This is a genomic window from Solemya elarraichensis gill symbiont, assembly GCF_002021095.1.
In the GTDB taxonomy this organism is placed as follows: Bacteria; Pseudomonadota; Gammaproteobacteria; order Chromatiales; family Chromatiaceae.
Genome location: NZ_MPRK01000139.1, coordinates 1 through 4,815, shown reverse-complemented (window position 1 = coordinate 4,815; position 4,815 = coordinate 1). Strand labels below are relative to the sequence as shown.

Below are 4,815 nucleotides of genomic sequence, written 5' to 3'. Positions count from 1 at the left end.
TGGAAAGCAGCGTTAAATCGTTTTATGATCGAGTTTGAAGATCGACTCATTGACCATATTTGAACAGGGCAGTTACACAGAATTATCTACAGGCTCTCATAAAGTCGAAAAATAACAGCCACACATTCGTCGTCTTTGGCTAGGTCGACGACTCCCACTCATCGATTTCCTCTTTCGCTGCCCTGAACGCATCAATACCGGCAGGCACACCGCAGTAGACGGTTGCGTGCAGTAAAACTTCCTGTATCTCTTCGACAGTACAACCGTTACGCAAGGCGCCTCTGACATGTCCCTTGAGTTCTGTCGGCGCTTTGAGAGCAGCCAGCATAGCGATAGTGATGAGGCTGCGAGTGGTCTTCGGCAAGCCTTCTCTCGTCCACACCTCACCCCAACAGTTCTCTGTCACCATCTCCTGCAGGGGGCGGTTGAAATCTGTCGCTGCATTCATCGCACGCTCAACGAACGCATCGCCCATTACTTCTCTTCTGACCTGCATACCTTCATCAAGCTTTTTATTGCTCATGTCTTCCCCTTAGCTTTTTGGCGTAGCGCTCTACTTTTCGATCCCCTTCACCAGTTGCCCGACTGTCAGTCCTTGAACAAGAATCGAGAACACCACGATCAAATAGGTCACTGCAATCAGTATGTCACGTTCAGGTACATTAGGAATCGACAGTGCCAGTGCAACCGAGATACCACCACGCAGCCCACCCCATGTCAGTATACTAATAGCACGTGGAGTGAACGTGCGAAACGGCTTCATCAGCGTCACAGGCACACCGACTGCAACAAAGCGCGCAAGCACAACAACCGGGATCAGGACCATTCCTGCCTGTATGTAAGAGACTTCGAAGTGTACCAGCATCAGTTCGAGGCCAATCAGAACGAACAGAACAGCATTTAGAATCTCGTCGATCAACTCCCAGAATGTATCCAGGTGTTCTCGTGTCCGCTCCGACATCGCCAGCCTGCGTCCGTGATTACCGATTAAGAGACCCGCGATAACGATAGCGATAGGTGCAGAAAGATGCATTGCGATGGCAGCTGCATAGCCACCCAGTACAACAGCGAGACTGATCAATACTTCGACTTCGTACTGATCAATTGACGACAGCATGTAATAGGCGACAAAGCCAATGACAAATCCAAACAGTGCTCCACCGACGGCTTCCTGCAGAAACAGCTGTGCAATCACCATCGGCTCAGCGCCATGCCCACCTGCGCCGCCCGTGGCAATCGTGAGTATGGCGAGGAATACCACCACGGCGACTCCATCGTTAAAGAGGGATTCACCGGTAATTTTTGTTTCCAGTGTTTTAGGAACACCGACTTTCTTCAGAATACCGAGTACGGCAATCGGGTCAGTCGGTGATATCAGCGCGCCAAACAACAGGCAGTAGATCAGGGGAATCTCCACACCCAGCATGCCGAACACATAATAGCTTGCATAGCCAACCAGCAAGGTCGAAGTCACGACTCCCACGCTGGCAAGCAGCGCGATGACCCACTTCTGCTCCAGCAGATCATCGAGATTGACATGCAGCGCGCCTGCAAACAGCAATGCGCTGAGCATTCCTTCCAGCAACGCCTTGTCAAAATCGATACTGGAAAGAATCGTTTCGGCGTGATGCTCAAAATCGAGTCCCAGTCGTGTTGAAAGAATCAACAGCAGTGAAAAAAGCAGCGCAATGACCATCAAGCCGATTGTTGTCGGCAATTTGATGAAGCGGTGGTTGATATAACTGAAGAGCGCCGAAAGCGTGATCAGTATTGCACTTATCTCGAAGAGTCCCATATTTATCCCTGGCGAAGCAGCATGTGATCAGAGTGAACGACGAATTGTCTCAAGAAGACCCCTGGAGGCAATCTCAACCATATCAAAGACCTGTTCAAATCCCCTTCCACCACCATAATAGGGATCCGGCACTTCCTGAATATTCAGATCTGGCGCATAAGAGAGAAACAGCTGCAGACGTTCTTCCTTTCCGACAGGACAGATCGCCTCAAGGCTGATGTAATTCTCCTCGTCCATTGCCAATACATAATCGAAACGGTGAAAGTCATCGACTTCCACCTTGCGGGCTCGCAGATCCTGCATGTCGATACCTCTGCGCAGTGCAGTCTGCTGTGCACGCAAATCAGGTTCTTCACCGACATGGTATGCGTGGGTGCCGGCAGAATCGACCTCGATCAACTCATTCAGCCCCTCGTCGATAATCATCTGGCGAAACACCCCGTGTGCCGTTGGCGAACGGCAGATATTTCCCATGCAGACAAAAAGTACTTTTACATTTGGTTTTGTGTCCATAATTTATTGATTTCCTTTTTTTATCTCTCTTAACTTCCCTGTCTGCGGCCGCATTCTCATTTCAGGAGCACAAAAGTTGGGCAAGGCGATACCTTTCGCTCATCGCAGCAAGTTAATCTGGATTATACGCTGACCTAAAGATGGAAAAAAACCGCATCACCACCATCGGTATAGATCCCAGACTCAAAGCTGCGCAATCTGCAGTCGCTGATAACCTATCGAATATCACGATTGAGGCTATGGCAAAAAAATATTTTTCCGAAATCATCGACAAGATGCATCGCTTTGCTCTGCTATGCACTAGGTGGCGAATAACCACAACCTATAAATCCACTGTTACAGGAAATCACGATCTGGCCCAGACACAGTAAGTCCTTGGAAAGAATGACTCATAATCCTTTGGTCCGGGGTTCAAGTCCCTGACGGCCCACCACACAATTCAATACAGATCAATGGCTTATGAGAAATCATGGGCCGTTTTTTGTGTGGGACCAAGGGACTATAAATTTTGGGGTGTCCCTTGGTGGGTTTCATAGTGGGGGCGGTGCGAACCTGAAAAGCTGAAATCCTGAGAATCTGGATTCCAGGGCAGGCCGCTCCCTAGGGAAAATGTAACTCAGCAACTACTTCAATGTCGGATTCAGAAGCATCATTGATGGCCTTTTCATGTGATGTGGTATATTCAAAAAATAATGACAAAACAACATTATTTTTGCCAAATTGTATGCATATTCAAACACGTGTTTTTCATGGCCCCAATCAGTACGCTGACATGGCCGGAGTTGTCATGGAGTTTGAGCCACTATTCAATACTTCTCTTTCAGCTAACGCAATAGACACGCAGTGGGAAAAACTGAATGAAGGCAATGAAACCCTATGGATGAAACAAAAGCCAGATGAAGAGATCTCCTTTACCGATTTATCCGCAGCGATCGCTTCATACCTACATCAACCAGTAGCATTAAAACATCAAGCATGTGTTGCTCACGGCCAATCTGATGAGAACGCCGCATCCTGGGTGATCGTTTGTCACTACCGTTTAGATGCAGCCCATTTGATACTGCATTCATCCATAACTTTAGCCAAAGAGATCTTCTCCGGTATTTTTACCGGACGTTCGAACATCGATACATCAAAATCCAAACCCGTTGAAAACATTAGACAACGAATAGCTAGGCTACACGCGACGCCAACTCGTCAAGTACTAATGGATGCCGCTGTCTTGAGAGACATACCATTCTATCCAATTTCTACCGGAGGCAATATTTGGCAATATGGACAAGGCATATTTGGCAAGCACTATAGATCTGCCGCAAATGAATTTGATTCCTATACTGGCGGCCTTCTTTGCCGTAATAAGGTCTGGTCCAACCAGTTAATTCACAGTCTCGGGTTTCCTGGAACTGTTCATGGAGTAGCTCACAATTTCTCAAATGCCGAAAAAATAGCCTCGGAAATCGGTTACCCGGTCGTAGTCAAGCCAATTGATGGCGGTATGGGCAGAGGAATTACTGCATCGATAGACACGCCGTCAATTTTACATGACGCTTTTAGGTTGGCTGCGAAACATTCTCAACAAGGAGTTATTGTTGAACGTCATGTAAAGGGCATAGATCACAGGTTATCTGTATTTGGCGGACAATTAGCCTGGGTCAATGCAAAAACCCCGGCCAGGGTTATTGGAGATGGCATACATTCAGTTCGTGGGCTGATCGAACTGGATAATCAACTTCGACAAAGCAACAAAACCGGGAAACAGATCGTAATGGATAATGCGATGAACACTCTGTTGGCAAAGAATGGATTGAGTTTCGACTATTGTCCAACAGCAGGTGAAGTCGTTTACTTGAGAAGCGTTGCAAACACTTCAATGGGAGGAGGCAGTAAAGAGGTAACTGATCGCATCCACCCTGACAATCGTGAAATGGCTGAAACGCTTGCAAGAGCTTTCCGGATGGATGCAATAGGCATCGACTTTATTACTGAAAACATTAGCTGCTCCTGGCGGGATTCAGAATGTGCAGTGATTGAAGTCAATCAAACACCCGGGGTGTTAAATGTTCCAAATGCAGAAAAGGTACTGTTGAGAATGTTCCCTCCTGGTAGTGAAGGCAGGATGCCAACTGTACTGCTCATCGATCCACCGCGAGAGTTAGCTCAACATGTGGCTAAGAGGTTAATAGATGCGGATTTTTGTGTTGGTCAGGCAACTGATTCGCAAACATTGCTTGGTGATTGTTCAAGAGGAAAAACCACGGATACATTACAAGCTCGTGTGAACTCGCTGATTCTCAACCCCCAGTGTGAAGCACTTGTAGTTATAGCCAATGCTGACAGTATCATGCAGAATGGACTGCCATTGGACAGGTTTGATCTCACGCTAATTGAAAGAAATGTGCCGTCAGACATCCCTCGCTGCGCGCCAAGGAGAGAGAATCGAAGGCGCGTAGTCCCCGGTAGCCACTAGGCGAGACTGTTTTTCTGACGTGCGCCAGCGCCAAAGGAAA

Annotated in this window: 5 protein-coding genes; 2 read left to right on the top strand and 3 right to left on the bottom strand. The window is 47.7% G+C overall.

Features of this window, described 5'->3' with window-relative positions:
* Positions 1-139 precede the first annotated feature (139 nt).
* Genes pcaC through BOW51_RS07590 form a run of 3 tightly spaced genes read right to left on the bottom strand, consistent with a single transcriptional unit; the run spans position 140 to position 2,308 of the window.
* Positions 140-523, bottom strand: a complete 384-nt coding sequence (gene pcaC / locus BOW51_RS07600) for a 4-carboxymuconolactone decarboxylase (protein ID WP_078477157.1) — start codon at positions 521-523, stop codon at positions 140-142.
* A 30-nt stretch (positions 524-553) separates the two neighbouring features.
* Positions 554-1,795, bottom strand: a complete 1,242-nt coding sequence (locus BOW51_RS07595) for a cation:proton antiporter (protein ID WP_078477156.1) — start codon at positions 1,793-1,795, stop codon at positions 554-556.
* A 27-nt stretch (positions 1,796-1,822) separates the two neighbouring features.
* The gene (locus BOW51_RS07590) at positions 1,823-2,308 is read right to left on the bottom strand and encodes a low molecular weight protein-tyrosine-phosphatase (RefSeq protein ID WP_078477155.1); all 486 of its coding nucleotides are present in this window, start codon (positions 2,306-2,308) and stop codon (positions 1,823-1,825) included.
* Between the two features lie 140 nt (positions 2,309-2,448).
* On the opposite strand from BOW51_RS07590, the gene BOW51_RS07585 reads away from it, so the two are divergent.
* Positions 2,449-2,679, top strand: coding sequence for a hypothetical protein (locus BOW51_RS07585; RefSeq protein ID WP_078477154.1), 231 nt, complete (start codon positions 2,449-2,451; stop codon positions 2,677-2,679).
* A gap of 260 nt (positions 2,680-2,939) precedes the next feature.
* Positions 2,940-4,775 (top strand): ATP-binding protein, encoded by a 1,836-nt coding sequence (locus tag BOW51_RS07580; protein WP_078477153.1) that lies wholly within the window; start codon positions 2,940-2,942, stop codon positions 4,773-4,775.
* The last annotated feature ends 40 nt before the right edge of the window (positions 4,776-4,815 follow it).